Raw genomic sequence first — 1,906 nt, forward strand, 5'->3', positions numbered from 1 at the left:
ATCTTATCGAGATGTCCCACATTTCGAAGGCGTTCGGAGGGAGCAGGGCGCTCCATTCCGTTTCCCTCGATCTCAAGGCGGGCAGCGTCCACGCCCTGATGGGCGAGAACGGCGCCGGCAAATCGACGTTGATGAAGATCCTGGCGGGCGTGCATCAGCCCGATTCCGGTGAGATCTTCATGAACGGGGAGAAGCTCGATCTGAAATCGCCGCGAGCCGCACTCGATGCCGGCATTTCGACCGTTTTCCAGGAGCATTCGCTGCTGCCCAATCTGTCGATCGCCGAGAACATGTTTCTCGGCCGGGAGCCGACGACACGGTTCGGCTCGATCGATTATCGGGTGATGAGCAGCCAGACCGCCAAGGCGCTTGGCGAACTCGGCCTCACGCTCGACCCGTCGCAACTCGTTTCAAACCTGACCATAGCCGAGCGGCAATTCGTCGAGATCGCGCATTGCATCCAGGCGGACGCCAGCGTGCTCATCCTCGACGAGCCGACGGCGGCGCTCAACGCAGCCGATGTCGATGTGCTCAACCGCAACATCCGCCGGCTGCGCGATAAGGGAAAAGCCATCGTCTACATCTCGCATCGCATGGAGGAGATATTCGAGCTGTGCGACACGGTGACGGTGCTGAAGGACGGCGCACTGGTCGGCACAAGAATGGTGTCCGAGATCACCACCGACGAACTCATCGCCATGATGGTCGGACGCGAACTCCAGGACCTTTTTCCCGATCGTACTGATAACAAAGGCGACGAGATCCTGCGCGTCGAGAACCTGAGGATCACCGAGACATCGCGGCCGCTGTCGCTGACATTGCACAAGGGCGAGATCGTCGCCCTGGCCGGCCTGGAGGGACAGGGCCAGCAGCGCTTCCTGAGATCGCTGATCGGCCGCTATCATCCCTCCGCCGGGACGATTTCCGTCAACGGCAAAGCGCTGAAAATGCCGCTCCCGCCATCATCAGGCGTTCGCCATTTGCAGCAGCTGAGGGTCGGCTTCGTTCCCGAGGACCGCAAGGAAGAGGGGCTCTTCCTCGCTTTGCCGATCGCCCACAACATCGCCATCGGATTGCATTCGAGGCGATCCGAACTCGCGGCGGCGCGGCCGTATCGAAACGTGATCGCCCGCATGATGGAGGTCATGAACATAAAGGCGGCAGGGCCGTCCGCGCCGGTCGGCTCCCTGTCCGGCGGCAACCAGCAAAAGGTTCTGCTCGGCCGCTACCTGGCCGCCGATCTCGATCTTCTGCTGGTCGAGGAGCCGACCCGCGGAGTCGACATCGGCGCCAAGTCCGAGATCTACCACCTGCTGCGCGACTTTACCGCCAAGGGCGGCGCCGTGCTGGTGCTGTCGCGTGAGACGATCGAGTTGATCGGGCTCTGCGATCGCATCTACGTCGTCCACGACGATACCATCGTTGCCGAAATGCCGGCAGCGCAGGCGACAGAACACAAGATCCTCGACGCGGCCCTGATGGGCGGTTCCACGCGCCAGCATTAGGGGCCTCCATGCATCGTTCGCTTTTCAACATCCTGAGTGGCCGGAACACCCGGCAAGGCCTGTGGGGCCTGCCGCTTCTGGTCGCCTTGCTCATTTCGCTGTGGCTGGCCGTCGAGACGACACAGTTCGCCACGGCCGAAAACCTCTTCAACCTGGTAGCCCAGGCGATGCCGCTGATCATCGCGGCGATCGGACAGCTCGTCGTCGTGCTCATCGGCGGGCTCGACCTGTCGGTCGGTTCGGTCATCAGCTTCACCACCGCGGTGCTGGCGCTCGACCAGCCGGCGATCGTGCTGATCCCGGCGGTCTTCGTGCTGGCGGCACTCATCGGGCTGACCAACGGCCTGGCGATCACCCGCTTCAACGTCCATCCGATCATCGCGACGCTGTCGACGCAGTAC

The 1,906-nt window shown here is 62.6% G+C and carries 1 protein-coding gene and 1 pseudogene; both read left to right on the plus strand.

Annotated features, from left to right (window positions below):
- A partial coding sequence (locus EN906_RS32500; protein WP_164777540.1) for a sugar ABC transporter ATP-binding protein occupies positions 1-1,505 on the plus strand: 1,505 nt, incomplete at its 5' end.
- 8 nt (positions 1,506-1,513) lie between these two features.
- Positions 1,514-1,906, plus strand: a pseudogene (locus EN906_RS32505) (ABC transporter permease); the annotation flags it as partial.

The sequence above is a fragment of the Mesorhizobium sp. M7A.F.Ca.CA.004.06.1.1 genome (genome assembly GCF_003999135.1).
In the GTDB taxonomy this organism is placed as follows: Bacteria; Pseudomonadota; Alphaproteobacteria; order Rhizobiales; family Rhizobiaceae; genus Mesorhizobium.